Genomic DNA, 25015 nt, shown 5'->3' on the forward strand with positions numbered 1-25015 from the left:
CATGCGAGTGAAGGCCATTCTTGGCGCGATCCTGTTGTGCGGCACGCTTTCCGCGTGCGGACTCGAGGTCAACACCGCGCTGCCGTACAAGATCGAACCCGGTTCCATCCAGCCCATCGAATCGCTCAAGGGCGTCGAGGTGACGGTGGGGTCCAAGGACTTCACCGAGAACATCATCCTCGGCTACATGGCCGAAATGGCGCTTTCCGCGGCGGGCGCGGACGTCATCGACCTGACCGACATCAAGGGCTCGAACTCGTCGCGGCAGGCACTGCTCGCCGGCCAGACGGACGTCACCTGGGAGTACACCGGCACCGGCTGGATCAACTACCAGGGCAACGAACTCCCCGTCCCCGGCGGGGAACAGGCCCAGTACGAAGCCACGAAGGCGGCCGACGAGGCGAAGTACGGCGTCACCTGGCTGAACTACTCGCCGCTCAACGACCAGTACGCCTTCGCGGTCACCGAGGCCTACGGCGCGGCGAACAACCTGAAGACGACGTCGGATCTCGCGGAGTTCCTGAAGCGGAAACCCGACCAGAACGTGTTTTGCCTGGAAACCGAATTCACCAGCCGCCAGGACGGTTTCCCCGCCGCCGTGCGGGCGTACGGGTTCCAGAACCCGGTGATCAAGAACTTCGGCATCGGCACCATCTACTCGGCCGTGGCGAGCGGGACCTGCCCCATCGGCGAGATCTTCACCACCGACGGCCGCATCGCCGGACTCAACCTGCGCGTCCTCGAAGACGACAAGAAGGCATTCCCGCAGTACAACGCCGTGCCGACGCTGCGGACGGACTTCCTCAAGCAGCACCCGGAACTCCGCGGCCCGCTCGACGCCGTCAGCGCGGCGCTCGACAACGAGCAGATGATCGAACTGTGCAAACAGGTCGACGTCGACGGCCGTGACCAGGGCGAGGTCGCCTACGAGTGGATGAAGAAGAAAGGCTTTATTTCTTGATCGAGCGCTGACGTGAACGTGCCGAAGGGGCGTGCCGCTTCCACCTCACGGTGGAAGCGGAGGGCGCCCTTGGGGAGACCTCTCGGCTGAGTTCGCCGCCGTCCCTGTCCGCTTCCGGCCTCGGCTTCGGGCCCCGCGCGTGCAATGAAAGCGTCCTTCATTGCAAAATTTGCTATGAAAGGCCCCTTCATTGCGCTTGCGGGGCACCGAACCGCAGCCCGTTCACACGGATGCGTCAGACGCCCAGGCGGTGCAGCAGCTTCCCCTCCAGCTGGTCCAGCTCCCCGGCAACGGCCCGATGCGCCGCCTTGCGCCGCGCGGCGGGCATCCGCTCCGCGGCACGGACGGTCGCCGAAAGCTGCTCCAGCGTCCCTTGGGTGTCCTTCGCGAAGCTCACGTCGGCGTCGGTCGCCTTCGCGGACTTCTTCAGCTCCGCGAGCCCCTGCGTCAGCCCCGCGATCCGCGCGTGCAACGCGGCACCGCGTCCGCTGAACTCGCTGAGCTGGTCGACGGCGACGCCGAGCTTCTTCGCCTGATAGCGGTCGTATAGCTCCCGCGCGGCACCCGCCGCTCGAACGGCGTACGGCGCGATCACCGGCAGTACGGCCGGTCCGAGTACTTTGGCCACCGCGACGGCGTTTTTCGCCTTCTTCGGGGTGAACCTGCCTTCGCCCTCGATGGCTTTGGCCTTGCGCGCCATGGCACCTCCCACGCTGTGTCACAGACGAACTTACTGGTCCCCGAAGTGGCGGGCATGTCGGCTTGCCGGTCGCCTTCTAGAGTGTTGTCTGTGAGTAACGAGGTGCTACTGGACGCGGGAGCGGTGAGCCGCTGCCGGCGTCGCGTGCACCTCGAACACGATCCGGCGATGCGCGAGGTTCCGCTCGCCCCGCCCGACCCCGCCGCGCAGCAGCGGATCGCCGACGCGTCGGCCCATCGCGAGGCCATTGTGCAGCGCTTGATGGACGCGACCGGCCCGGACGCGGGCTGGGTCAAGATCGCCCGCGACCTCCCGGCCGCCGAGCGCGTGCAGCTCACCGAAGAGGCCCTTGCCGCCGAAGCGCGCTACATCTGGGGCGCCCTGCTGCCGGTGGATCACGCCGGTCATCGGCGTGGCGGCTCCGAACTCCTGGTCCACACGGGCGCGGGGTACGTGCCGGTGCTGGTCGTACGGCACCGCATCACCGATCGCGGCGCGGGCGCGCCGACCACGGTGATGACCGACCTCGATCCGGCGAACCGGCTGCCCGACCCGACGCGAAAGGTCCGCTCGCAACCGCGGGACCAGATGCGGCTCGCGCACCTCTATCGGATGCTCGAAGCGCTGGGGAAGAGCGAGGGGCATCGCGCGATCGGTGGCGTCATCGGTCTCGACGCGGACGTCGTCGTCTGGCACGACCTGTCCGCGGGCACCTGGCCGGGCGGCCGAAGCGCGCTGACGGAGTATCAGAGCCGCTTCGCCGACAGACTCGCCATCGCGACCGCGGCAGCCGAAGGCGAAGAGCCGCTCGCCGAACCGTCGCGTGTCCTCGAATGCCGTCGCTGTCCCTGGTGGCCGACGTGCGAGGTCATGCTCACCGAGACCCGCGATGTCAGCCTGGTCGTCCGCGGCGAGGACGCGATGGAACTCCGCCGCGCGGGGGTGTCCACAGTGGACAAGCTGGCGGCGCTCGACCCGGCCGCCGAGCCCCCGCCGATGAACTGGACCGGTGGCACCTTCGCCGACGCGATCATCCTCGCGCGTGCCTGGCTCGCCGATCTCACGCTGGTGCGCAAGGTCGACCGCGTCGAGGTCTCCCGCGGCGACGTCGAGGTGGACGTCGACATGGAGAGCTTCGGGGATTCCGGCGCGTATCTGTGGGGTTCGCTGCTGACCGGCGCCGACATCGGGATGGAGCAGGGCTACCGGGCCTTCGCGACCTGGGAGCCGTTGCCGACCGCGGACGAGGCCCGGTCGTTCGCCGAGTTCTGGGCCTGGTTCAAGGAAGTCCGGGAGCGCACCCTCGCGGCCGGGCTGACCTTCCGCGCCTACTGCTACAACGCGCTCGCCGAGAACCGCTGGCTGTTCGGCTCCGCGGAACGGTTCGGTGACTACCCCGGCGTTCCCACGAAGGCCGAGATCGCGTCCTTTGTGGACTCCGAGGAATGGATCGACCTCTTCCGCAGCGTCACCGACCAGTTCCTGTGCTCGCACGGCAAGGGACTCAAGGTGATCGCCCCGGTCGCCGGTTTCGCCTGGCGCGATCCGGAAGCGGGCGGCGAGGCGTCGATGAGCTGGTATCGCGACGCCGTCGGCATGGACGGCGGCATCCCGGACGACGTCCAGCGTGAGCGTCTGCTGCGCTACAACGAGGACGACGTACTGGCCACGCACGCGCTGCGGAACTGGATGACCGACCACGCGCAGACGTCCGTGCCGTACATGAACGACCTCTGAGCTCAACTCATGAACGGGACTTTCCTCGCGAAATTTGCGAGGAAAGTCCCGTTCATGACACGGCGAGGCTCAGCGAGGAGCCATGCGCAGTGAGCCGTCCATCCGGATGACCTCGCCGTTCAGGTAGTCGTGGTCGATCAGCGACAGCGCCAGCTGCGCGTACTCGTCCGGCCGCGCGAGCCGCTTCGGGAACGGAACGCCTTCGGCCAGCGAAGCGCGGAACTCCTCGCTCACCGTCGCCAGCATCGGGGTGTCGACGATGCCCGGCGCGATGGTCAGCACCCGGATCCCGTGCGACGCGAGGTCGCGCGCGGCCGGCAGGGTCATCCCGACGATGCCGCCCTTGGACGACGAGTACGCCACCTGCCCGATCTGGCCGTCGAAGGCCGCGACCGACGCGGTGTTGATGATGACGCCGCGCGCGTTGTCGGCGAGCGGTTCCGTCTTCGCGATGGCCTCGGCGGCCAGCGTCAGCACGTTGAAGGAGCCGATCAGGTTGATCTGGACGACCTTCGCGTACAGGGCGAGGTCGTGCGGGCCCTTCTTCGAAAGGATGCGGGCGGACGGCCCGATCCCGGCGCAGTTCACCACGGTCCGCAGAGGCACGCCGGACTCGGCGGCGGTCGCGACGGCGGTCCGTACCTGCTCCGGATCGGTCACGTCGGCCTCGACGTAGGTGATGCCCTCGACCTGCTCGGCGTTGGCGATGGCACCGGCGAGGTCCAGCGCGAAGACCCGCGCGCCCTTCGCCGCGAGCGCCTTCGCGGTCGCACCGCCGAGCCCGGACGCGCCACCCGTGACGAGCGCCGCGGTATCGGTGATCTGCATGTTCTCCCTTTCGTCGACAACCGGGTCCAGGTTAACGCTCGTTCGCATCGGTGGGGTGGGTGTGCTGGCTCACGTCGGTGCGAAGCATGTCGTGAGGAGTATTCGGGCCTGAAGCGTTCCGTTCGCTTCCAGGTCAACTCCGGCTGTCACCTTCAGCAGCATGAGCACTGCTCGGATCGTGGTGGTGGGGACCGGTTACGTCGGATTGACCACGGGGGCCTGCTTGGCCGGCCTGGGGCATCGAGTCACTTGTGTCGATGTCGACCAGGCGAAGGTCGCAAGGCTCTCCGCCGGACGGGTGGACATCCTGGAGCCGGGATTGTCCGAGCTGGTGTCGAGGGGGCTGACCAGCGGAAGACTCACTTTCGTGGTCGGCGCGCGCGACGCGGTTCGCGACGCGGAGGCCGTCTTCCTCTGTGTGCCGACGCCGATGGGGGCGGGCGGCTCGGCGGATCTGCGCGCGGTCGAAGCGGTGACCAACGAGATCGGCGACGTCATCCCGCCGGGGTGCGCGCTGATCACCAAATCCACCGTTCCGGTGGGCACGTCGAAGCGCATCCAAGCGACGCTCGGCCGCCCGGACGTGCCGGTCGTGTCGAATCCGGAGTTCCTGCGCGAGGGCACCGCGGTCGAGGACTTCCTCGGCCCGGACCGGATCGTCGTCGGCTCCGACGACGTCGCGGCCGCCCGCTGGGTCGGCGATCTCTACGCCGATCTGGCCGCCCCGGTCGTCATCGCCGACGCGGCCAGCGCGGAACTGGTGAAGTACGCGGCGAACTGCTTCCTCGCGATGAAACTGTCTTATGTGAACTCGATCGCCGAACTGTGCGAACGCCTCGGCGCGGACATCGACCTGGTCACCGAAGGCATGGGCTACGACCGGCGGATCGGCCGTTCGTTCCTGAAGCCCGGCCCGGGTTGGGGCGGCTCTTGCCTGCCGAAGGACACCAGCGCGCTGGTCAAGGTCGCCGAATCCGTGCAGTACGACTTCACGCTGCTGACCTCGGCGATCGAGGAGAACATCGCGCAGCGGGACCGGATCGTCGCGAAGATCGCCGGCGCCGTCGGCGGCACGCCGGCCGGTGCGCGGATCGGCATTCTCGGCCTGGCGTTCAAGGCCGGGACGAACGACCTGCGCGACTCGCCCGCGCTGGCGGTCGCGTCCGTGCTGGGCGCGCTCGGCGCGGAACTGACCGCTTACGACCCGGCCGTCGGCGGCCAGATCGCCGGGATGACCGTGGTCGACGACCCGTACCAGGTCGCGAAGGCTGCCGACGCCGTCGTCGTGCTGACGGAATGGGACGAGTTCAACCGACTCGACTGGCACTACATGGCCGAGCAGATGGACGGCGACTCGGTCGTCGACACGCGCAATCTCCTGGACCCCCAGCGGATCCTGGGCGCCGGTCTGTCGTGGCAGGGCGTCGGGCGGCCGCGGGCGGCGCTGCGGCGGAAGGTCGCCGTCTCCTGACCCACCTGACCTCCCGCGCGTGCAATGAAAGGTCCTTTCCTTGCGAAATTTGCAAGGAAAGGACCTTTCATTGCACGAGGGAGACCAGCTTCATCAGCCCGTCCACGACCTCCTCGGCCGTCGGAGCGTTCTCCGGGTCGAGCATGTGCTGCAGCATGATCCCCGAGTTGAGTGCCGTGGCCACCGCGCCGATGCGGCGCTCGTCCGCCTCGGTGAGGTTGTCCTCGTCGATCCCGAGTACTCCCGCCGCCATCCCGCGACGACCTTCGCGCTGCGCCGCGGCGAGTTGTCTCCGCAGCTCAGGGTGATGCTCGGACTGCACGAACGCCTCGATCGAGGCAATCCACAGCTGCCGATTGCGTCCGTAGGAGTCGATCATCGCCCGCCACGAGGCCCGGTACTGCTCGGACGGCGACGCCCCCGGATCGATGGCGCTCATCATCTCTCGCTGGACGTCCCTGCCCCACTCGTCCATCGCCTGGGAGAACGCCGTCAGCAGCAGTGCTTCGCGGGAGCCGAAGTGGTAACCGATCGCCGCGTGGCTTACCCCGGCCGCCGCCGCGATGTCCCGCACGGTGGTGCGTGACCAGCCCTTTTCCTTCAAGCACTGGATGGCGCCCGCCATCAGGTCTTCGCGATTACCCATGCCCGGCATCCTAGACCATGTGGTTTATCCGCTTGGTTTAACCAAATGGATTGACCAATTGTGCAAATCTGCCGTACGGTCGCTCTCACCACCCGAGAACAACGAGGAGCAGCCATGACGACCACCGTTCTGATCTCCGGCGCCGGCATCGCGGGACCGGCCCTGGCCTTCTGGCTGCGGAAGCGCGGTTTCGCGCCGACCGTCGTCGAGCGCGCCCCGGCCCTGCGCGAAGGCGGCAGCGCGGTCGACTTCCGCGGCGAGCAGATGACCCTGCTGAAGCGCATGGGGATCCTCGAAGACATCCGCGCGAAGGAAACCGCGATGGGCTCGCAGGTCATCGTCGACCCTGAAGGCAAGAAGGTCGCGGAGATGCCGTCGGTGTTCTTCAGCGGCGAAGTCGAGATCGAGCGCGGAGACCTGACCCGAATCCTTTACGAGCACACGAAGGACGACGTCGAGTACGTCTTCGGCGACTGGATCACCGGATTGGATGAGCACGGCAACGGCGTCGACGTCACTTTCGCCGCCAACGAACCACGCGGATTCGACCTGGTCGTCGGCGCGGACGGGCTGCACTCGGGTGTCCGGCGACTGGTGTTCGGCGAAGAAGAGCGGTTCCGCACCGATCTCGGCTTCCACACCGCGGGCTTCACCGCGCCCAACCACCTCGATCTCGACCACCTCGGTCAGATCTGCAGCGTCCCCGGCCGGACGGTGATGGTCGCCAGCGGACGCGACCGCTCCGCGCTCAACGTCAGTTTCGTCTTCGCTTCCGGGCCGTTGGAGGTCGACCGCCGCGATGTCGAGGCACAGAAGAAGGTCCTCACCGAGCGCTACGCCGACTTCGGCTGGGAAGTCCCGGCGCTGCTGGAAGGTCTCGCTGACGTCGACGCGCTGTACTTCGATTCGCTCAGCCAGATCCACCTCGGCAAGTGGTCACAGGGCCGGGTCGTGCTGCTCGGTGACGCCGCCTGGTGCGCGGGTCCGGGCGGTTCGGGAACCGGTCTCGCGATGATGGGCGCGTACGTCCTGGCGGGTGAACTCGCCGCTGCACGGGGCGACCACGAAGTCGCCTTCGCGCGCTACGAGGAGAAGCTCCGAGGTCCGGTGAAGGTCTCGCAGAAGCAGGCGGCCGGGATCGGCACCTTCCTCGCGCCGAAGACGCGGTTCATGGTCGGCTACCGGAACTTCCTGTACCGGGTGCTGGGCTCGCGGCCGATGACGAGGGTGTTCACGTGGTTGACTTCGCGTGCCGCCAACGCGACGACGCTCGAAAACTATGACGCCCCGGTCGCCGCGCGGGGATAGTTTGCCGAGATGGACCAGAAGGAGTTTTGTGGACCCGGGACTGGGGCGAAGTCGCGACGTGGCATGGGCTCGGCATCGCCGCGACTCCGGTGGAACCCGGTTCGCTCGTTTTCGTCGACGAGCCGGGGTTGCTGGCCGTCCTCAAGGAGCTTCTCCCCACGTGCCGGTTCTTCACCCGCGCCGAGGTCCGGGGCCGTTCGAACAGGCCGCGTGGCCCTGGGTCGATGAAGACAACGTCAGGTACTGGCGTCCGGACAATCTCGGTGAAGCCCTCTTCAACTTCTGGGACTGAAAAAGTAGTTAGCAACGCGTAGTATCGGCCGGGTGTTCACGACCAGGCCGGAGCTGGCCGGCACCCACGGCATGGTGGCATCGACACACTGGCTGGCCTCGGCCACCGGCATGGCGGTGCTCGAAAACGGCGGCAACGCCTTCGACGCGGCGGTCGCGGCCGGGTTCGTCCTGCAGATCGCCGAGCCGCATCTGTGCGGTCCGGCAGGGCAGGTTCCCGGCATTTTCGTCACCGCCGCCGATCGAACCCCGCGAGTGCTCGCGGGCCAGGGCGTCTCGCCCGCTGCGGCGACGCCGGAGCAGTTCGCGGACCTCGGACTCGACCTGATCCCCGGGAGCGGTCTGCTTCCCGCGACCGTTCCCGGGGCGTGGGACGGCTGGCTGCTGCTCCTTCGGGATCACGGCACGAAGTCTCTGCGCGATGTCCTCGGTTACGCGATTTCTTATGCGCGCCACGGAATTCCGCTGGTCAGCCGGGTCGGTGACACGATCCGTGCGGTGCGGGACCTGTTCACCGAACATTGGCCGACGTCGGCGGCGCTGTGGCTCGCCGACGGCAAACCCGTCGAGGGCCTGCATCGCAACCCGGCGCTCGCGGACACCTGGGAGCGGTTGCTCGCCGAGGCCGAATCCGTCAGCGGGCGCGAGGCGCAGATCGACGCCGGCCGCCGTGCGTGGTCGCAGGGCTTCGTCGCCGAGGCCATCGATTCGTTCAGTCGCGGCGCCTTCCGCGACGACTCCGGCCGCGATCACGCCGGACTCCTCACCGGCGAGGACCTCGCGGGCTGGGAAGCGACCTACGAGGACGCGCTGCAGGTCGACTTCGGTGACTGGGGCCTGGTGAAGATGGGCGCCTGGACCCAGGGGCCCGCCTTGCTGCAGCAGGCGCGGTTGCTGGACGGACTGCGCGCCGAACTGTCCTATGTGGATGGAATCCCGACCGAGCGTACGGTGCATTTGGCCGTCGAGGCGGCGAAACTGGCGTTCGCCGATCGCGAGGCCTGGTACGGGGATTCGCCCGATGTGCCGATCGAGTTGCTGATCTCCCGCGAATACGCGGAAACCCGCCGCGCCTTGATCACCGAAGAAGCGTCCGCCGAACTCCGGCCGGGCGGCCCCTCACCGCGGCTGCCCGCGATCCTCGAAAAGTTGCGCGGTCTCGAGTCCGGCTCCGGTGCGACGGGGGAGCCGACGGTCGGGCCGCTGGGTGAGACCCGCGGCGACACCGTGCACATCGACGTCGTCGACGCGGCCGGGAACATGATTTCGGTGACGCCGTCGGGTGGCTGGCTGCAGTCGAGCCCGACGATCCCCGAACTCGGGTTCTGCCTCGACTCGCGTGGACAGATGTTCTGGCTGGAACAGGGGTTGCCGAACTCGCTGGCGCCGCGGAAACGGCCGCGGATCACGCTTTCGCCGTCGATGGGCCTGCGCGACGGCGAGCCGGTGCTGGCCTTCGGGACGCCCGGCGGGGATCAGCAGGACCAGTGGCAGCTGTGTTTCTGGTTGGCGCACACGCTCGGCGGGCTGAACCTGCAGGAATCGATCGATTCGCCCGCTTGGCATACGACGGCGTTTCCGAGTTCGTTCTATCCGCGTTCGTGGACGCCGCGGGAACTCGTGGTCGAATCCCGGCTCGGACAGTCCACAATGGACGCTCTGGCCGCACGCGGACACCACGTCGTCGATGCCGGGCCTTGGGCGCTGGGGCGGCTTTCGGCTGTGTCGCGTTCCGGCGGAGTCCTCCGCGCCGCCGCGAACGCGCGCGGCATGCAGGGCTACGCGGCCGGTCGCTGACCTGCCGTGAAGGCCTCCTTCCCTACCCTCAAGGTAGCGAAGGAGGCCTTCACGGCATGGACCCCGAGGCGTCCGCAACCGTCCCCCCTAAGCGATAGACTGGCTTCGGGGTCGCGGTTTTCTCAGCTCCGCGGATCCGGCAGCCGCCGCGCCACCGTGATCACGCCGATCGTCAGCACCGCCTGGATTCCGATGACCAGCGCGAACGCGCCCTTCATCCCCAGCGGCCCCGCGCCGACGGCGGCGAACAACGTGCCCAGCGTCGCCACCCCCAGCGCCATCGCGGCCTGCTGAGACGTCGTCAGCATCCCGCTGCCGACCCCGGCGATCTCCGGCGGCACCTTGGACAGCACGATCCGGAACACCGTCGTCATCGCGAGTCCCTGACCGAGCCCGCACAGCAGCATCCCCGGCGCGAAATCGAGCACGCCCAGGTCCGGCCACTCCAGCAGCACGGTGCCGATCAGCACCAGCAGCCCCAGCAGCTGGACCGAGAGCCCCGCCGCCACGACCCGCTGCCCGAACCGCGTCACCAGGCGGCTGCTGACCAGGCACATCGCGAAGAACGCGAGCGAAAGCGGCGCCGTCACCAGTCCGGAACCCAGTGGGCCGAGGTGCAGGCCGTCCTGCAGCGTCACCGCGAACACGAACATGAACGCGCTGAAGCCGATGAAGAACGGCACCCCGACCAGCAGCCCCTGCCGCACGCTCGGCATCCGCAGCACCGACGGCGGCAGCAGCGGGATGCCGCCGTGCCGTTCCATGCGGCGTTCGACCTGGACGAACCCGGCCGCGGCGAACGGGAAGACCACGAGCAGCGCGACCGTCCACAGTGGCCAGCCCAGCACCGGGCCTTCCGCCAGCGGCAGCAACAGCGACACCAGAGCGATCGCCAGGAGAACGGTGCCCCAGCGGTCGATGCCGATCGGGTCGGTGGAGCGGCTCTCCGGGATCAGCCGTCGCGCGATCACCAGTCCGGCGATCCCGACGGGCACGTTGACCAGGAAGATCGGCCGCCAGCTCGTGCCCAGGAGGTCGAGGGCGACCAATGCCCCGCCGAGGAACTGGCCGAGCACCATCGAAAGCCCGGCGGTCGCACCGTAGAGACCCAGCGCCTTGGACCGGCGTTCACCGGTAGTGGTCGCCTGGATGATCGACAGCACCTGCGGCAGCATCAACGCGGCCGCCGCCCCCTGCGCGGCCCGCGCCAGTACGAGCGTCAACGCCGTGGGCGCGATCCCGCAGAGCAGGGAGGTCACGGTGAACGAAGCCAGTCCGATCAGGAACAGTTTGCGACGGCCGAAGGCGTCACCGAGGCGGCCGCCGACGACCAGTAGCACGGCGTAGGCGATCCCGTAGGCAGCGACCACCAGTTCCAAGGTGGCCGACGACGTGCGGAGATCGGCGCCGATGGCAGGCAGGGCGATGTTGACGATGAAGAAATCGATGAGGGGGAGTGCCGCCCCCAGCAGCACGGTGACCAGGCCCGCCGAGGTCAGGGCCGGTCCGGTGGCGACGCGGGTTGGCGTCGCCGGAACTTGCGTCGAAGTCATGGGTACTACGATCAAGCGAAACCCAGCCTGGTACCAGGAGTGTATTTATCCTGGTACCAGCACTACCTGGTAACCGGCTGGGAGTTTTGCGAACCTGATGAGGTGACCATGACCGTCGATTCGCGAGCGGCCGACGTGCGACGGCACGAATTGGCCGCGTTCCTGCGCAGCCGCCGCGAGCGCATCACGCCGGATCAGGTCGGCCTGCCGATCAGCGGCAGGCGCCGCACACCCGGACTGCGCCGCGAGGAGGTCGCGCAGCTCGCCGGGGTCGGGGTCACCTGGTACACGTGGCTCGAACAGGGCCGCGACATCAACGCCTCCGAGCAGGTGCTGGAAGCGATCTCCCGCACCCTGCGGCTCGACCCGCACGAGCACCTGCACCTGTTCACCCTCGCCGGCGCCCCCGAACCGCCGCTGGAGAAGGACTGCAAGCTCCTGAGCCAGAACGTCTACCGGATGATGGCGAAACTGGAGCCGTTCCCGGTCTGCGTGCGCAACGCGCGCTGCGACATCCTCGCCTACAACCGGGCCTACAACTGGCTGATGGGCGACGTCGACGCGATCCCGTTCGAGGACCGCAACACGATGGTCCAATGCCTGACCAACCCCGAGTGGCGGCGCAGACTGCCCGATTGGGAGACCAACCTGCCCCGCGTCGTCGCCGGTTTCCGGGCGGCGATGGCCGAACATCTCACCGAACCGGCGTGGAAGAACCTGGTCAGGCGGCTCCGGCAGGAGTCCGAGGTCTTCGAGCGGATGTGGAAGGAACACGACGTCTCCGGCGAACGGATCGTGCTCAAGCGGTACTTCCATCCGGATGTCGGCCTGCTGCGGTTCGAGTTCTCCTACCTGTATCTCGGGCGGCGTTCGGAGATCTCGCTGGCGACGCTCACCCCGGCGGACGAGGAAACCGCGGCGAAACTGCCCAGTTCCTTCTGAAGAGGGAGGCGGACCAGGCTTCCGAGGGAGTCTTTCCGCGGTGTGGACGCCGAAGCTGACCGCATGACCGCAGCAGTCGCCACTCCCAAGATCTCCAGCGCCCGCCTGATCGTCTGCTACGCCGCGATCCTGGGCACGCTGCCCTATCTGATACTCAAGGCCTCCTGGGTCACGGGAGGCAGCATCGGCCTCCGCGATCCGTCCTTTGTGGACTCCGAGCTGATGCTCTTCGCGAACCTGCTCACCGGCGGGATGGACGTCGTCGCGGCGGTGCTCGCGTTGGCGTTCACCTATTCCTGGGGTCGCCGGATCCCCGCGCCGCTCGTGCTCTTCCCCATCTGGATCGGCACCGGACTGCTCGCGCCGATCGTGCTGAACCTTCCGGTGATCGTCGCCGACCTGATGCGGCCGCAGCCGGCCGAACTGCCCTTGGAGAACTGGGTCTGGGCCGTCGTCTACGGCGGTTTCGCCTGGCAGGGTGTCCTGCTGCTGACCGCGTTCGTCCTCTACGCCCGCGATCGCTGGTGGTTCGTCGTCACCGGCACCGCGCGCCCGGGAAAGATCGGCGCGGCGGGCGCGCTCGGTATCGCCGCCGCCCTCGGTTCCGCGATCGGCCACACGATCTGGGCGTTCGGCTCCGGCGGGATGTCGGCTCGCGGTCAGGACGTCGTGATCGCGCTGCTCGGCGTGCTCGCCGGGGTGGCCTTGGCGACCGTTTCGCGGGGACGGTTCTGGCCGCGGCTGGTGCTGGTGTGGACCGGTGCCGGGGCGATGGCGGGTTCGGGGGCGTGGGGCCTGTTCAGCGCGTTCGCCATGACCTCCTCCGGGCGGGTGCCGGTGCTGATCGTGCAGGTGATCGGCGGGGTGCTGATGATGACGTCGGTCCCGCGGCGGCTACCGCACGCGGCGTAGGCGAGAAGCCGCTTTTCAACGGACGCGATCCGCCCCCACCCCCGGTAGCTTTCGTCCTGTGCTGCTGAAAGAACGGTATCCGTGGAGCCCGTGGGTGGGCCGAGTACTGCGCGTGGTGCTGCCACTGGGGTTCGTCCTCGGCGCCACGAGCAGCGCGGCCCGCTGGCAACCGGGCGCTCCGCCGCTGACCGCGTTCGGCGCACTGTGGCTGGTCGCCATCGCCCTGCCGCTACTGCTGGCCCACCGGTATCCGTTGCCCATCTTTCTGCTGACGGCCGCGCTGACGCTGGGCTACTACGCCTCGGACAATCCCGGCGGGCCGGTGATCGTGCTCCCGACGATCGCGTTGTTCGTGCTCACCAAGATCCGCGGGCCGCTGGTCGCCGGCAGCACCGGTGGATCGCTGCTCGTGGCCGCCGGTATCGCCCTGTTCGCCCGGCACGGGTTGGCCGGTTTCGATCTCCGGACCGGACTGGGGCTCGTCTGGGTGATCGCGGTCGTCGGGATCGGGACGGCGGTACGCAACGGTGTGGCCGCGGCACGGGCCCGGCGCGAGCAGGCCGACGAACATCGGCACCGGATGGCCGAGCAGGAGCGGCTCACCATCGCTCGCGAGGTGCACGACGTCGTCGCGCACAGCCTCGCGATGATCAACGTGCAGGCCGGGGTCGCCGCGCATGTCGCCGATCGGCGTCCTGAGCAGGCGAAAGAGGCTTTGCTGAACATCAAGGAGGCGAGCGCTTCGGCGCTGAAAGACCTCCGCGCGACGTTGGCGGTCCTGCGTTCCGGCGAGGACAAGGCGCCCGCGCCCAGTCTCGCCCAGGCAGGCGAGCTGTTCGACCACGCGCGGGCCGCGGGGTTGGCGGTCCGCGTCGACGGCGAGCCGGGTGAGCTGCCCGCGCCCGTCGACGGCGCCGCGTACCGGATTCTGCAGGAATCGTTGACGAACGTGGTCCGCCACGCGAATCAGGCACGCGGAGTCGACGTCAGGTTCGAGCGGAAAACCGGTGCGTTGACCCTGCTCGTCCGCGACGATGGTCGCGACGCCGTCGAACCCGCGCCCGGCCACGGGCTGCGCGGCATGTCCGAACGGGCGGCCGCGTTGGGTGGCGCGCTCACGACGTCCGTCGTGGACGGCGGCTTCCAGGTTCGCGTCGATTTGCCGATCGAGGGGGAACTATGACGATCCGGGTGGTCCTCGCCGACGACCAGGTGCTGGTGCGCGCGGGTTTCCGGGTGTTGCTGGAGACCGAAGACGGCTTCGAGGTCTGTGCCGAGGCCGGTGACGGCGAGCAGGCCGTCGCGGTCGCGGTCGAGTACCAGCCGGACATCGTGGTGATGGACATCCGGATGCCGGGCGTCGACGGACTCGAAGCGACCAGGCGGATCACCGCGAATCCGGAGCTGACCGGGGTGAAGGTCCTGGTCCTGACCACTTTCGACGTCGACGAGTACGTCTACGAGGCGTTGCGCGCCGGTGCGAGCGGGTTCCTGCTGAAGGACACCGACCCGGTGGAACTGCTGCGGGCGCTGAAGGTGGTCGCCGCGGGCGAGGCGCTGCTTGCCCCCACCGTGACCCGGCGGCTGATCGCGGAATTCGTCGACCGCCCGGAGAACCGCCGCATCGACGTCAGCGCCGTCCGCGAGATCACCGACCGGGAGCGCGAGGTGCTCGGCCTGGTCGCCGGCGGTATGTCGAACGACGAGATCGCCGCGCACCTGGTGATCTCCACGGCCACCGCGCGGACGCACGTCAGCCGGATCATGACCAAGATCGGGGCGCGCGACCGGGCGCAGCTGGTGGTGCTCGCGTACGAATCCGGCCTGGTCAGCCCACGCCGGACGTGATCGGGAACCTCTACCGCGTTAGCCGGGTGGTGGGGATTCCCCCGAAAAGATGAGATTTGCGGGAAAGACCCCCGAATCACGCGGGGTGACCGAGGTCGGGGGATCGCTGACCCTCCGTTAAATCGGTGAGATGCACGTGCAGATGCACAACCTTCGGCGGCTCAAGCGGATCGGATCCGGAGTGGACACCTTCACTTCTTCTGCATTTCTACCTGGGGAAACAACCGGCCCCGCAGAGTGATCGACGACGCACGGCAATCAAGCCGAAGCCATCTGCACGTACGGCTAACCCTGATTTCCCGGTATTTTCACCCGTGACTTCGCCGAAACTTACGGCGACTTCGGGCACGGTCCGTGATTTTCCGCTTCCGGCCCTGCGGAAATTGCCGTCACTTTCTGTCGTGAAATGGTCGGCTTTAGGCGCCCTGTCCGGGTGCGGGCGGCGCTGAGTTGCTTTCACGCAACGACTCTGAGCACTAGTCTTCGGTGCTACGGCCGCGCGGCGTAGTCACCTACTGGACGTGATTCTCACCCGGCCGGGCAGGTTCGATAACACTCCAAGATCGCCTTTCTTCTCACTGGGAGTCACCATTGACGACAAATACACCTGACCCCCTTCTGGTGGTCACCGCGGGCGTCGTCGTTCTCGCCTACATCGTTTTCGCCGCGATCCTCACCCGGCTTCTGCTCGCCAAAAAGGTCGCGCAGCCCGCCAAGGTGATCGGCTCGGTGGCGGCGTTGGTGGCCGGCCTGCCAGCCATCCTCTACGCGTTCGCGGCGGTGGTCGGCTGATGGGCGGATCTTTCCTGGAGGCGCTCACCGAGCGGCAACGGCGGCGGCTGACCGACCTCGCCAGACATGTCGACTACTCCGCCGGGTCGACCCTGGCGAACCAGGCGGACCCGGTTCCGCCGGTGCTCATCCTGCAGACGGGTTTCGTGAAAGCGCTGCGTACGGCACAGGGCGACACGCCGCCGATGATCGTCGACCTGTTCGGCGCGGGTGACGTACTCGGGCTCGAAGACTGCCTGATCGGAGGGTCGAGCCACCTCGCCTACGTCGCCACGAAGCCGGTCCGTGTCCTCGAAGTCCCGCAGAAGGCCTTTCGCCGCTTTCTCCACGACAACAAGCACGCGATGAGCGCGGCCGTCGAAGCACTGGCGTTCCGGCTGCGCCGCCGTGCTGCCGCGCTGGGCTTCGCGCCCGCCAAGGTCCGGAGCAGATTGACCGCTTTTCTGACCCGGTTGCAGGTGGTCTACGGAATTCCCGGTGAAGGCGGCGTGGTGATCGACGTGGGCCTCAACCACGCGGACATCGCGTCCGCGATCGGGGCGTCGGCCGCGTCGGTGAACTCCGAGATGGCGAAACTGAAGAACGAGGGCTATCTCACGACGGGATACAAGACGATTCACGTCAAGAAACAACTGCGGGAAGACGGCCCTCCGCTTTTCCCGGCCCCAGCCAGGGCAAGGCGGCTTCCGCAGATGAAGCTGGGGCGCCGTGAGCTCAGCCGCGTTTCAGCTGAAGCGCCAGCCGTATGACGAACACGACGGCCAGCGCGGCGACCAGGGCGATCTCCCAGGCCATGGTGGCTCCTCCTCGTCCGGCATCGAACGCTCCGATGCTCTGCCCATAAGGCGCACGACCGGGGGAGGACGTTCACCGACACGGCCTAACTCACACTAATGGGGCAACGGAACGTCAGGCCCCCGTGCAATGAAAGGCCCCTTCATCGCAAAATTTGCGATGAAGGGGCCTTTCATTGCACGGGAAGACCTACAGCGCGCTGCCGACCGCCGCCCACACCCGGTGCGGGTCGAGGTCCATCGGCCGTGAGTCCGGATCCGGTCGCAGCCGCCGCAGCAGCACCTGCTGCACCAGCGCCGTCGGCTTCGCCGCCGAAACCACCCGCCGCCAGAACAGGTGATCCTCCAGGCCCTCGAACAGCACCTCGGAGTTCCAGCCGCCGAGTTCGTCGATCAGCGACCGCCGCACCAAGTACCCGCTGCCGAGGTACGGCAGCGTCCGCAGCCGCCGCTCCTCCGGCGGCAGCGCGCCGACCAGGCCGTCCACCGGATCCGCGACCGGGCAGTGCACGACGTCGACGTCGTCGGAAGCGGCCAGCAGACGCTCCAGCAGGAATTCCGAAGCGCGCATCCCGCCGTCGAGCACCAGCAGCCACGACGCCGTCGAGCGCTCGAGCAGCGAGTTCCTGGTGAGCCCGCGGCCGAGCGGGGTGTCGTGCAGCAGGACGTCGTACGGGCGCGGACGCGGCCACGGGTGGACGCCGTCCTCGCCGACGAGCACCTTCCGCGGCAGCACGCTGCCGGTGAGCAGGTCGTTCGCCAGATCGTCCGGATCGACCTCGCCGGTCCGGCGCACGATCAGCACGTCGACGTCGGCCGAGCCCGGCACCGAAGCCGCAGCGGGCTCCCAGCGCCGCGAAGCGACCCTTCGCGCACCTGCCGCGCGCTGAGCGATTCGTGCCGACAGCGCCGTACCGCGTGCCGAAGCCGGGCCGGCGGCGGACCGGTCGCCCGCGAACCGCGCGTCGAACGACGGGGTGTCGACGGCGAGGGCGTCCTCCGGGTTCCGCAGGCTCGCCGCCAGCGCCCGTGCCGGCGCGATGTCCGCGGCAGGGGCCGAGCCCAGCGACGACGCCAGGTCGATCAGCCGCCGCGCGGACGCCGTCATGTCCAGCGACTTCACGAAGCCGTAGGCGGCCGAACGCAGGTGCCGTTCACGCTCGGGCTCGTCGGCCAGCGCGGCGACGACCGCGCCCAGCGCCTCCGGCCGGGCCAGCACCAGATGCTCGCCGGGGACCAGCGGTTCGACGTCGGCGGAGGTCTCGCTGACCACCACGCAGCCGTTGGTCATCGCTTCGAGGGTGCGTACCCATTCCAAGGTCTGCTTCTGCTCGCGGTGCAGGTTCAGCAGGAACCGCGACCGCGCGAGGTGCTCGAACTTCGCCTTGCCCGGCAGGAAGTCGACCCGGGCGCCGGTCATCGGCTCGTGCGGCGGGGTCAGCAACCGCGTCCGCAGCCCGGCGAGATCCCGCGCGTACGAGCCGAGCAGCACCGAACGCCGCCGTTCGGCCGTGCCGAGGTAAGTGACATCGAGGTCCCGGGGGCTGTCGAGGTCACCGCCCCACAGATCCCACAGCGGGCTGTAGCCGAGCTGGAAATGCTCGACGGAGATCCCGCGCCGCCGCAGTTCGGCGGTCGAATCGTGGTTGATGTCGACGGCGCCGCCCAGGATGGAGAGCAGTTCGGCGTTGCGCTCGAAGGTGGCGGTCCCGGGATGCTCCACACAGAACCCGATGGTGCGGCGGCACTGTTCGGCGGTCGGGAAGGCGGCGTCCGGGACGGTCACGAAATACTCGTGGGGGACGACGACGTACACCGTGTCGGCCCCGCCCTCGGGATAGTCGCCGACCGCGGTCCTGGCCTTGCCGCCCGCCGTACGCACGGCGTCGGCGATCACTTCGAGCAGTTCCTCCATGAAGGCGGAACCGCCCTCGGCGGAGACGAAGCAGAGTTCGGTCACGGCCGGTCCATCTTCTTCCGCACGACACGCAGCGGCGCGGTGACCCGCCAGCTGACGGTGCGGCGCGTGGCGTCGAGTTCGCGGGCCATCTCGGCGGCGAGCCGTTCGGCGTTGAGCAGCCGCTGCCGGTCCGCCGATGGCTCGCCGCCGGGCAGGATGTCCGCGTCGACGACGCCCGCCGAAACAACGAGTTCGGCGTCGAGCAGCGCGAGCCGCAGCCTGTCCCGCTCTTCACGGCAGGTCTTCAGCTCGGCGCGCAGTGAGTCGCGCTGCTGGTGGGCGAGCAGGACCTCGGCCTCCAGCGCGCGCAGGCGTGCCTTCGCGACGTTCAGTTCTTCCTGCTGAGAAGCGAGCTTCTGGTTCAGCTCGGCGGAGTCGCCTTCGTTCGACGAAGCCCCGGCTGTCGCTTCGCGCAGCTCGTGCTCCGTCTCGGCCAGCTTGGCCTTCAGCCGGTCCTGCTCGGCGGTGAACACCTGCCGCTCGGCACGGAGCCGGGTCAGTTCGGCCTGGACGCGGCCGGGAATTTCGTCAGACATGGACGCCCCCACTCTGGTGCCCGTGCCGGGCCAGTTCGGTCAGGATTTCGGAGTATTCGCGCGCGTAACCCGCCGGGTCGAGCCACGGCAGCAGCTTTTCGTGCGCGGCCTTCGCCATTTCACGGCGACGCGTGGCCGGCGTGCCGAGTGCGCGCAGCAACGCCGCTGTCAGCGCGTCGACGTCGTTGGTCTCGAACAGCCAGCCCGTCTCGCCGTCGACGATCATCTCCCGCGCGCCGAACACGTCGGTCGCCGCGACCGGGACGCCGCAGCACACGGCTTCGAGGATCGACCGCGGCAGCGATTCGATGTCGGAGCTGTTCACGAAGATGTCCGCGGCCTGCAGCCAGCGCAGCGGATCCGGCTGGATCGGCACCAGGCTGACCGACTTCTCCAGTCCGGCGCGCTCGACCGATTCCTCCATCGCCAGCCCGTACGGCGACGGGTGCAGGCCGACGACGGCCAGCTTGGCCTCGGGCTGGACCTTGTGGATCCGCTCCATCGCCGAGATCAGCGGTGCCTGCCCCTTGCGGGATTCCGCGATGCCGATGTTGACCAGCACGATGTCGTCCGGCGCGTAGCCGAGCATATTCCGTGCCTGCCGCCGGGTTTCCGACCGCGTGCGACCGCCGAACTTGTGCATCGGCGTGCCGTAGCGGACGGTCTGGCAGCGTTCCGGCTTGCTGTACGGCAGGAACATCTCGCGCGTCGCGTCCGCGACGAACAGCAGCTTGTCGACCTCGGCGAGCGTGCTCTCCCAGCGCTGCCAGACCGCGGCGGGCGGTTTCACCGGGCCCCAGTTCTGGTAGGCGAACGCGGGGAGCGAGAAGCTCTCGTGGATCACCCACGCCGTCGGCATCCCAGCGCGCTTCGCGGCATCCGCACCGACGAAGCCACCGAGTGTGTTGACGAGCGCGACGCCCGCTCCGGAGCACTTCGCGAAGCGCGCCAGCTCGGCGACGTGACCTTCGTAGGCCGGGACCGTCTGGTTCCGGTAGTGCGTCGTGACGTGCACGGGGATGCCGAGTTCGTGGCAATCCGCGCGCAGCGGGCCGTCGGTTTCACTGACGAGGCTGACCTGCCAACCGTGGTCGGTCACCATCCGGCTCAGCAGTTCTTGCAGCCACAGCTGTCCGCCGCCGACCCCGAGGCTGTGCGTGAACACCAGCACGTGCCTCGGATCTGTCGGGATGTTCACCCGCGCCATCGCCTTCGCCGTGTCGCTCGCCAGTTCGTCGGCGAGTTCGGCGTCGTCCGGGTCCGAGACAGGGTTGCGAAGGGTGAAAGTGCGCTTCGCCGACACGACCTCGCCGACGCCTTCGGTGCGGTACCGGACGCGAAGCGACAGCGTCCGCTCTTCGCCGTACGGAAGGTCGACGGGCACCCAGGCCTCGAAACCGCTGACAGCGGCGTCGTCGAAGCCGGGGAATTCCTTCGGCACGTCCTTGCGCGGCAGGCGGGTGCGGGCACTGACCGTGCCGCCGCCCTCGACCATGACCTCGATCAGGCTCGGCGCACGGCCCTGAAGCATCGCCCAGCCGGTCACGTAGACGACGTGCCCTTCGGCGACCTTGCCCTGCTTCGGCGCTTCGAGTTCGCCCAGCCACAACGGTTCTTCACCCGGCAGCGTGCCGACGTGGACGGTCGCCTGGTTGAGCACGCGCTCGTCCGGGCCGGTGACGACGATGTCCTGGGTACCCGCGGGAACCCAGGTGGCGGGGACGGCACGCCAGCCGAAGGTGCCTTCGGGCGCGCCCGGGCACGGCTCGGGGAACAGGTTCGCCTCGACGTCCGCGATGGTCAAGGACATCTCGCCGATCCGGCTGATCCCCGTCGTCCAGCCCCGGAGCTCGAACAGGTGCCCGACCGGCCGGTCCGGGGTCAGGATGCCGGCGGTATGCAGGCTCGTCATCGCTTCGCTACCTCGTCTTCGTTCGCCGCCACACCGGAACGGTACCGGTGGACGGGCCGCGCCAACCGCGATCGCCAAATCTCGGCGATCGCCGCGTGTATTTCGTCCGTGCCGTGCGTGGTGCCGCACGAGCCGATCGTGGAGAAAGCGACCTCGCGCGCCAGCGCACTGTCCACAAAGGAGGGATGGAGGCCGATCAGCACACCGAGCCAGCCGGCCAGCTCGCGCGTCGAGCCGCCGTCCGCGGCCGCGGACCAGCCCGCGTCGGCGAGTTTGTCGGCCAGCACGAGCACTCCGCGCTCGACCACCTCGGAGAAACCGGCGCCCGCGTTCCGCCACTCGAGGTCGATCGGGCGCAGCGTCGCGCCGTCGACCAGCACGTTGTGCGGCACCAGATCCCACAGCGCCTCGACCCCGCGTGCGGCCTCCGCGCGCAGGAGATCCCGCCAGCCGGTGAGCAGTTCCGCGACTCGTCCCGGCTCGTCGAGCAGGACTTCGACCATCGTCGGGGCGTCGTACACCTTGTCCGTGCACGGTCCCACCGAGATCCCGGCGACCGGCGGCGACGGGGCGAGCGGCGTGCGCCGGACTTCGGCGCCTTCACCGGTGCGCACGACGTCGGCGCGCGTGCAGGCGAACGCGGCGCGCTCGGCGGTGTTGAAATACGTCGCGAGCCGGTACGGGGGCCAGAGCGCGGCGGCGCCGGGTCCGCACAGCAGGGCGAGGCCGTTCGCGGGACCGCCGGTGATCGCGGCGGACAGGCGGGGGAGCTCGGTGTCGATCTGTGCCCCGCGCACCGCGCGGGCGACTTCGTGGCCGGGGGAGCAGAGCAGCTCACGCCGGACTTCGAACCCGGCCGCCGCGAGCGTCTTGACGACACCGCGCGAGGCGGTCAGCACCACGAGTGCACCTGTCGGCGACAGCCGTTCGCGAACCACGTCCAGCAGGCTTCGCGTCGCGTAGGGCTGCTGGACGACCACGAGGTCGTAGGTGCCCGAAGCAGGAGGCCGGTCGTGCACCGTGACCGTGTCGAGGTCACGCGTGCGGAAGCGGACCGCGGCGGCATGGACCGGCTCGGCCTCGACGGCGTCCACCGTCGCCGAAACCTCACCCAGATACCGGGTCAAACCGCCGAAACCGGCCCCGACCTCGAGGACTCGCGCCGCCTTCGGCAACACGAGCGCCCGGAGGACGTTGGCGGCGCCGTGGTCGAGCGGAACGCGCTCAGTGGCGTCCCACCCGGCGAAATGCAGTTCGTCGGACAGCGACCCGGTGTCCTCGGCCAGCGAAAGCAGAGTCGTGAGCAGCCGGGCCTTCTCGCCGATCATCGGATCAGCTGGTGACGGCGTAGTTTTCCAGCGTCTTCTTCACCGCACGCTGGTACGTGCCGCTCAACGCCTTCTCGCCCTCTTCGCCGCCGAGCGGGTTCTGCAGCACGTCCACCCGGACGATGTTGTTGCCGCTGATCCACGTGCCGCGGTAGGTGCCCTTGTCGCCGTCGATCTTCTTCTGGAAGTTCAGCTTCGGCGGCATCCCCGGCAGCGGCTCGGTGATCTGCACGAACCCGTTGCTCGTCTGGTACTGGCGCAGCTGCTTGACCAGGTCACCGGCGGCACCGGGACTGGTCAGCGGGATGACCGTGACCGAGATCTTCGCCGGCTGCGGGCCGGTCTCGTCCGGCTGCTTCTGCGAGCCGCGGTACGCGACCTGCTTCACGCCGGCGGCGATGACCAGATCGGCCTCGCCCTTCTCCATGCCGGTGATCTCGGCGAGCTGCGCCGCGGTGAGCACACCGCTCTTCGCGTCTTCTTCGCCGGACTGCTCCGGGATCTTCTCGAACAGCAGCTCTTCGGGCGTCTTCGGCTTGGCCGACGACGGCGGGGGCGCGTTCTGCGACTGGGTCGGCTGCGGCTGAGCCGTCGGATCCGCCGGGTCGTCACCGCCCCCGGAAAAGGCGAAGTAACCGCCGACGCCGAGACCGGCGAGGACCAGCACCGCGACGATCGCGATGATCGCGATCTTGCCGCCCTTGCCCTTGGGCTTGTCTTCGAACAGCTCGGGGCCCTGCTTGACCCACTCCGTGCTGCCGACCGGCGAGATCGGCGGGAAGTCCGAACCACCCCATGGCGGGCTGGCGTCGGTGTCGGTCCAGCCCTGCTGCTGCGGCTGTTGCTGCTGCGGGTAACCCTGCTGGGGCGGCTGCTGCGGGAAACCACCCGCGGGCGAAGCCTGACCCTGCTGGGGGAAACCGCCTGCCGGGGATGCCTGGCCCTGCTGCGGGAAACCACCCGGCGGCGACGCGACCGGCGGCACGACCTGGGTGCGGTTCGGGTCGGCCTGCTGTTGCTGCCAGTTCGGCACGACCTGGGTGCGCTCGCCCTCGCCGTTCTGCGGGGGCTGGCTCACCGGCGCGATGATCTGGGTCGAGTCGGCACTGTTGGACTGGCCGGCCTGCGGAGGCTGCTGGGGTTGCTGCGGCGCCTGCGGAACGGACGGCTGCTGGAACGGCTGCTGCTGGAAGGGCTGCTGCGGCTGCTGGCCGGGTTGCTGGACCTGCTGCTGAGCGGGATCACCGTAGGCGACCGCCGAGGACAGCACCTGGTCGCGGCGGATCCGGTAGTCGTCCGCTGAGAGGCGTCCAGACGCGAGCTCCTCGTCCAGATTGCGCAGCTCTTCCTGCCAGGACACCACCAGCCCCCTTAATTCGATTCAGGCGGGAAAGTACGCTCCCGGCCGTCGCGATACCACCCCTGCGGTGACCTCGCACATTCTGCACTGCCCGGCCACGTCACGCCCTCGCGGGTCGAATCCGTGATCTCCCCGCGACCTGCGCTTCTCAGGTCGCCGGGAGGACCGTGTCCAGCGAGGTCAGCGTCTGCTCCAGACGGGTGTCGAGCGCCTGTGAATCCCCGCCGAGCGGCTGCGAGACCCACGTCGTCACGGCCATCGTCCCGGACACATAGCCGATACCGCTGAGCTGGCCGTTCTTATTCGCGCCGACGAGGGCGAGCCGGTCGCCGACGCGCTGCTCGCGCAGGCCGGCGTTGAGCGAATTCTCCCGGAAGTAGTTGACGATCGCGGCCGCGTCCTTCGCGTCGTTCGCCGGGATCACCAGGACGAGGTAACCGTTCGTACCCTCGTTCGATCCCTGGTAAGTGACCGACGCGATGCTCTTCGACGTGAGGTAATCGGCGGCGGCCTTCGAATAGAGGTTGAGCTCGACACCCTTCGCGACCGACATCGTCGAGTTGTCCTTCGACGGGGTTCCCGGCAGCGTGGGCAGCCGGTCTTCCAGCGGCGTCTGGGCGCTGTCGGGCGGGCTTGACGGCGCGAGCCCGGAGAGCCCGTCCGGCGGCTGCGCCACGCTCGGCTGTTCGGCGACGTTCGAGGACGGCGACGAACCCAGCCACAGCGTCCCGCCGATGATCAGCGCCAGCACGACCAGCACCCCGGCGCCGATGAACAGCCAGGTCGGCTTGCGCTTGCCGACGACCTCGTGGTCCTCGGCCGGCGCGCTGTGGTGTGGGCCGGGTTCCGGGGCGAGCGGCGGAAGCGGACGGTTCAGCTGCCGGGTCGACGGCTTGTGCTGGGCCTGAGGTGGCTCGGCGCGCAGGTAGACCGTCGGATTGATGTCGGCGGGCGAAGGCGCGGTCGTCTTGTGGTCCGCGATGCGAGGGATGGCCGCCTTCTTTTCCTCGCGCGGCTTCGGTTTCTCGGTTTCGAGAGGCTGGGTGCGTTGTTCCGGCGGCGGCGCGTAAGGCTGCTGATACGGCTGCGGCTGCTGGACCGTGACCGTCGGCAGCTCGACCGGCCGCGCCGCCGGATTGGTGCTGTGCCAGGCGCCGCCCGGCTGTCGCAGCGGTGAGGGGACCGGCGACGGCATCGTCCCGCCGGAGGCCTCCGCCAGGAGTTCGTCCCGCTTCTTGCGGTGTGCGGCGTGCCCGATACGACCCGCGGCCAGCTCGACGTCCAGCTGTCGAAGCTCGTCCTGCCAGCTCATGTAGCCCCCTGCCGCCGGGTGTGGGCA

At 68.7% G+C, this 25015-nt stretch carries 21 protein-coding genes; 11 read left to right on the plus strand and 10 right to left on the minus strand.

The window, feature by feature from the left end; translation table 11 throughout:
- Position 1: 1 nt before the first annotated feature.
- Positions 2 to 961 (plus strand): glycine betaine ABC transporter substrate-binding protein, encoded by a 960-nt coding sequence (locus AVL48_RS09840; protein ID WP_061980487.1) that lies wholly within the window; start codon positions 2 to 4, stop codon positions 959 to 961.
- Between the two features lie 235 nt (positions 962 to 1196).
- On the opposite strand, the gene AVL48_RS09845 is transcribed toward AVL48_RS09840, so the two are convergent.
- Complete coding sequence (locus tag AVL48_RS09845) at positions 1197 to 1661, minus strand: DUF6474 family protein (protein WP_061980486.1); 465 nt, start codon at positions 1659 to 1661, stop codon at positions 1197 to 1199.
- Between the two features lie 54 nt (positions 1662 to 1715).
- Between AVL48_RS09845 and AVL48_RS09850 the strand changes: the two genes are divergently transcribed.
- Complete coding sequence (locus AVL48_RS09850) at positions 1716 to 3398, plus strand: TM0106 family RecB-like putative nuclease (protein ID WP_425319913.1); 1683 nt, start codon at positions 1716 to 1718, stop codon at positions 3396 to 3398.
- Positions 3399 to 3467: 69 nt separating this feature from the next.
- Here the strand turns inward: AVL48_RS09850 and AVL48_RS09855 are convergent, their stop codons facing one another.
- Positions 3468 to 4226 carry an SDR family NAD(P)-dependent oxidoreductase gene (locus AVL48_RS09855; RefSeq protein WP_061980484.1) on the minus strand — a complete coding sequence of 253 codons (759 nt, stop codon included), beginning with the start codon at positions 4224 to 4226 and terminating at the stop codon, positions 3468 to 3470.
- 160 nt (positions 4227 to 4386) lie between these two features.
- Here AVL48_RS09855 and AVL48_RS09860 point away from each other — a divergent pair, with 160 nt between their 5' ends.
- A complete protein-coding gene (locus AVL48_RS09860; RefSeq protein ID WP_074038228.1) occupies positions 4387 to 5697 on the plus strand; it encodes a UDP-glucose dehydrogenase family protein in 1311 nt (436 codons plus the stop codon).
- 67 nt (positions 5698 to 5764) lie between these two features.
- Here the strand turns inward: AVL48_RS09860 and AVL48_RS09865 are convergent, their stop codons facing one another.
- Positions 5765 to 6343, minus strand: coding sequence for a TetR/AcrR family transcriptional regulator (locus tag AVL48_RS09865; RefSeq protein WP_061980482.1), 579 nt, complete (start codon positions 6341 to 6343; stop codon positions 5765 to 5767).
- Positions 6344 to 6457: 114 nt separating this feature from the next.
- Between AVL48_RS09865 and AVL48_RS09870 the strand changes: the two genes are divergently transcribed.
- Together AVL48_RS09870 and AVL48_RS09875 are read left to right on the plus strand one after the other, a co-directional pair.
- Positions 6458 to 7651, plus strand: a complete 1194-nt coding sequence (locus AVL48_RS09870; RefSeq protein ID WP_061980481.1) for an FAD-dependent monooxygenase — start codon at positions 6458 to 6460, stop codon at positions 7649 to 7651.
- A 324-nt stretch (positions 7652 to 7975) separates the two neighbouring features.
- Complete coding sequence (locus tag AVL48_RS09875) at positions 7976 to 9739, plus strand: gamma-glutamyltransferase family protein (RefSeq protein WP_061980480.1); 1764 nt, start codon at positions 7976 to 7978, stop codon at positions 9737 to 9739.
- A 122-nt stretch (positions 9740 to 9861) separates the two neighbouring features.
- On the opposite strand, the gene AVL48_RS09880 is transcribed toward AVL48_RS09875, so the two are convergent.
- Positions 9862 to 11292, minus strand: coding sequence for an MFS transporter (locus AVL48_RS09880; RefSeq protein WP_061980478.1), 1431 nt, complete (start codon positions 11290 to 11292; stop codon positions 9862 to 9864).
- A gap of 108 nt (positions 11293 to 11400) precedes the next feature.
- Here AVL48_RS09880 and AVL48_RS09885 point away from each other — a divergent pair, with 108 nt between their 5' ends.
- From AVL48_RS09885 to AVL48_RS09905, 6 genes are all read left to right on the plus strand, one after another.
- A complete protein-coding gene (locus AVL48_RS09885; RefSeq protein WP_143105008.1) occupies positions 11401 to 12234 on the plus strand; it encodes a helix-turn-helix transcriptional regulator in 834 nt (277 codons plus the stop codon).
- Between the two features lie 63 nt (positions 12235 to 12297).
- Complete coding sequence (locus AVL48_RS09890) at positions 12298 to 13146, plus strand: hypothetical protein (RefSeq protein WP_061980632.1); 849 nt, start codon at positions 12298 to 12300, stop codon at positions 13144 to 13146.
- 58 nt (positions 13147 to 13204) lie between these two features.
- Positions 13205 to 14329, plus strand: coding sequence for a sensor histidine kinase (locus AVL48_RS09895; RefSeq protein WP_082857597.1), 1125 nt, complete (start codon positions 13205 to 13207; stop codon positions 14327 to 14329).
- Complete coding sequence (locus AVL48_RS09900; RefSeq protein ID WP_061980474.1) at positions 14326 to 14994, plus strand: response regulator; 669 nt, start codon at positions 14326 to 14328, stop codon at positions 14992 to 14994. Before AVL48_RS09895 ends, AVL48_RS09900 begins: the two co-directional genes overlap by 4 nt.
- A gap of 621 nt (positions 14995 to 15615) precedes the next feature.
- Positions 15616 to 15786, plus strand: a complete 171-nt coding sequence (locus tag AVL48_RS38975; protein ID WP_156515764.1) for a hypothetical protein — start codon at positions 15616 to 15618, stop codon at positions 15784 to 15786.
- On the plus strand, positions 15786 to 16535 hold the full coding sequence (locus AVL48_RS09905) for a Crp/Fnr family transcriptional regulator (RefSeq protein WP_061980472.1): 750 nt from the start codon (positions 15786 to 15788) through the stop codon (positions 16533 to 16535). The genes AVL48_RS38975 and AVL48_RS09905 overlap by 1 nt, the downstream gene beginning before the upstream one ends.
- A gap of 235 nt (positions 16536 to 16770) precedes the next feature.
- On the opposite strand, the gene AVL48_RS09910 is transcribed toward AVL48_RS09905, so the two are convergent.
- The 6 genes from AVL48_RS09910 to AVL48_RS09935 form a co-directional block, all read right to left on the minus strand.
- Positions 16771 to 18540: a glycosyltransferase family protein gene (locus AVL48_RS09910; protein WP_061980470.1), complete on the minus strand. Its 1770-nt coding sequence runs from the start codon at positions 18538 to 18540 to the stop codon at positions 16771 to 16773.
- On the minus strand, positions 18537 to 19076 hold the full coding sequence (locus AVL48_RS09915) for a hypothetical protein (protein ID WP_244162529.1): 540 nt from the start codon (positions 19074 to 19076) through the stop codon (positions 18537 to 18539). The genes AVL48_RS09910 and AVL48_RS09915 overlap by 4 nt, the downstream gene beginning before the upstream one ends.
- Positions 19069 to 20988, minus strand: coding sequence for a glycosyltransferase family 4 protein (locus tag AVL48_RS09920; RefSeq protein ID WP_061980467.1), 1920 nt, complete (start codon positions 20986 to 20988; stop codon positions 19069 to 19071). The genes AVL48_RS09915 and AVL48_RS09920 overlap by 8 nt, the downstream gene beginning before the upstream one ends.
- Positions 20985 to 22316, minus strand: a complete 1332-nt coding sequence (locus AVL48_RS09925) for a hypothetical protein (RefSeq protein WP_061980465.1) — start codon at positions 22314 to 22316, stop codon at positions 20985 to 20987. The genes AVL48_RS09920 and AVL48_RS09925 overlap by 4 nt, the downstream gene beginning before the upstream one ends.
- A 4-nt stretch (positions 22317 to 22320) precedes the next feature.
- A complete protein-coding gene (locus tag AVL48_RS09930) occupies positions 22321 to 23679 on the minus strand; it encodes a flagellar basal body-associated FliL family protein (RefSeq protein WP_061980463.1) in 1359 nt (452 codons plus the stop codon).
- A 145-nt stretch (positions 23680 to 23824) separates the two neighbouring features.
- Positions 23825 to 24988 (minus strand): hypothetical protein, encoded by a 1164-nt coding sequence (locus AVL48_RS09935; RefSeq protein ID WP_061980460.1) that lies wholly within the window; start codon positions 24986 to 24988, stop codon positions 23825 to 23827.
- Positions 24989 to 25015: the final 27 nt, after the last annotated feature.

This window comes from Amycolatopsis regifaucium, from assembly GCF_001613935.1.
Classification (GTDB): Bacteria; Actinomycetota; Actinomycetes; order Mycobacteriales; family Pseudonocardiaceae; genus Amycolatopsis; species Amycolatopsis regifaucium.

Bases quoted from the DNA above. Each gene is read 5' to 3' on its own strand.
- AVL48_RS09935 (WP_061980460.1), bottom strand. From the start codon at position 24,988: ATGAGCTGGCAGGACGAGCTTCGACAGCTGGACGTCGAGCTGGCCGCG.
- AVL48_RS09925 (WP_061980465.1), bottom strand. From the start codon at position 22,316: ATGATCGGCGAGAAGGCCCGGCTGCTCACGACTCTGCTTTCGCTGGCC.
- AVL48_RS09860 (WP_074038228.1), top strand. From the start codon at position 4,387: ATGAGCACTGCTCGGATCGTGGTGGTGGGGACCGGTTACGTCGGATTG.
- AVL48_RS09840 (WP_061980487.1), top strand. From the start codon at position 2: ATGCGAGTGAAGGCCATTCTTGGCGCGATCCTGTTGTGCGGCACGCTT.
- AVL48_RS09855 (WP_061980484.1), bottom strand. From the start codon at position 4,226: ATGCAGATCACCGATACCGCGGCGCTCGTCACGGGTGGCGCGTCCGGG.
- AVL48_RS09880 (WP_061980478.1), bottom strand. From the start codon at position 11,292: ATGACTTCGACGCAAGTTCCGGCGACGCCAACCCGCGTCGCCACCGGA.
- AVL48_RS09900 (WP_061980474.1), top strand. From the start codon at position 14,326: ATGACGATCCGGGTGGTCCTCGCCGACGACCAGGTGCTGGTGCGCGCG.
- AVL48_RS09870 (WP_061980481.1), top strand. From the start codon at position 6,458: ATGACGACCACCGTTCTGATCTCCGGCGCCGGCATCGCGGGACCGGCC.
- AVL48_RS09915 (WP_244162529.1), bottom strand. From the start codon at position 19,076: ATGTCTGACGAAATTCCCGGCCGCGTCCAGGCCGAACTGACCCGGCTC.
- AVL48_RS09865 (WP_061980482.1), bottom strand. From the start codon at position 6,343: ATGGGTAATCGCGAAGACCTGATGGCGGGCGCCATCCAGTGCTTGAAG.
- AVL48_RS09890 (WP_061980632.1), top strand. From the start codon at position 12,298: ATGACCGCAGCAGTCGCCACTCCCAAGATCTCCAGCGCCCGCCTGATC.
- AVL48_RS09905 (WP_061980472.1), top strand. From the start codon at position 15,786: ATGGGCGGATCTTTCCTGGAGGCGCTCACCGAGCGGCAACGGCGGCGG.
- AVL48_RS09920 (WP_061980467.1), bottom strand. From the start codon at position 20,988: ATGACGAGCCTGCATACCGCCGGCATCCTGACCCCGGACCGGCCGGTC.
- AVL48_RS09885 (WP_143105008.1), top strand. From the start codon at position 11,401: ATGACCGTCGATTCGCGAGCGGCCGACGTGCGACGGCACGAATTGGCC.
- AVL48_RS09845 (WP_061980486.1), bottom strand. From the start codon at position 1,661: ATGGCGCGCAAGGCCAAAGCCATCGAGGGCGAAGGCAGGTTCACCCCG.
- AVL48_RS09850 (WP_425319913.1), top strand. From the start codon at position 1,716: ATGTCGGCTTGCCGGTCGCCTTCTAGAGTGTTGTCTGTGAGTAACGAG.